This is a genomic window from Magnetospirillum moscoviense (assembly GCF_001650635.1).
GTDB classification, from domain to species: domain Bacteria; phylum Pseudomonadota; class Alphaproteobacteria; order Rhodospirillales; family Magnetospirillaceae; genus Magnetospirillum; species Magnetospirillum moscoviense.
Window position 1 is genome coordinate 1 of the sequence record NZ_LWQU01000083.1, and the last position, 1,038, is coordinate 1,038.

Here is a 1,038-nt window from a genome sequence, read left to right on the forward strand (position 1 = left end):
TTGCCGTCACCTCCAGATCTGGAGGTGACGGCAAGGCCACGGCGGCGCAGTTTCACCGCCGCCTACAAGGCGGCGTTGCTGGCCGAACTGGATGGCTGCCAGCATTCCGGTGAGATCGGCGCCATTCTGCGGCGCGAAGGCGTCTATTCGTCTTCGGTGGCGAAATGGCGCCAGCAGCGGCGGGACGGCGTGTTGGCGAGCGTCAAACGCGGCCCCCCAGCCCGCATTGCTCAGGCCCAATCCGCCGGTGACGACGAAGCCCGCGCCTTGCGCCGCGAGAACGCCAAGCTCCGGCGCGAGCTGGAAGCGGCGCGGCTGGCCATCGACATCCAAAAAAAAGTTGCGGCCCTGATGGAGATCAAACTGACCGGGAGCGACGACGGGTCCTGACGGTCACCGTCGCCGCACAGGTTCCCATCGGCTTGCGCCAGGCCGTCTGTGCGATCCTGGGTCTCGACCGGAGCGGCCTTTATCCCCGCCGGGCAAACCCGCCAACCGAGCCGCCGCCGCCGCAAAAGCCCCATCATCGAGCCTTGTCGGCGGCGGAACGCCAAGCCGTGATGGATGTCCTGCACCAACCGCGCTTCGTCGATCAGGCCCCAGCCGAGGTTTACGCCACCTTGCTGGATGAAGGGCGCTATCTCTGCTCGATCCGCACCATGTATCGCCTGCTGGCGGCCAACCGCGAGGTGCGCGAGCGCCGCAACCAGGCCCGCCACCCCGCCTATGCCAAACCCGAACTGCTGGCCACTGGCCCCAACCAAGTGTGGTCGTGGGACATCACCAAGCTGAAGGGGCCGAACAAGGGGCAGTTCTTCAATCTCTACGTCATCCTCGACATCTTCAGCCGCGCCGTCGTCGGCTGGCTGCTGGCCGAACACGAGAACGCCGCCCTGGCCGCCCGCCTGATCGCCGAGACCTGCAAACGTCACGGCATCCGCCCGGGAACCCTGACCATCCACGCCGACCGGGGCGCTCCCATGACCGCAACATCGACGGCGCTGCTGCTGGCCAGCCTGGGCGTCGGCAAAAGCCATT

2 protein-coding genes are annotated in these 1,038 nt (G+C 67.0%); both read left to right on the forward strand.

Going from position 1 to position 1,038, the window contains the following annotated elements:
* Positions 1–390 (forward strand): transposase (locus tag A6A05_RS03925; protein ID WP_216635744.1); only part of this gene is annotated, 390 nt, incomplete at its 5' end.
* A gap of 32 nt (positions 391–422) precedes the next feature.
* The coding region (locus A6A05_RS03930) for a DDE-type integrase/transposase/recombinase (RefSeq protein ID WP_156520883.1) at positions 423–1,038 on the forward strand (616 nt) is incomplete at its 3' end.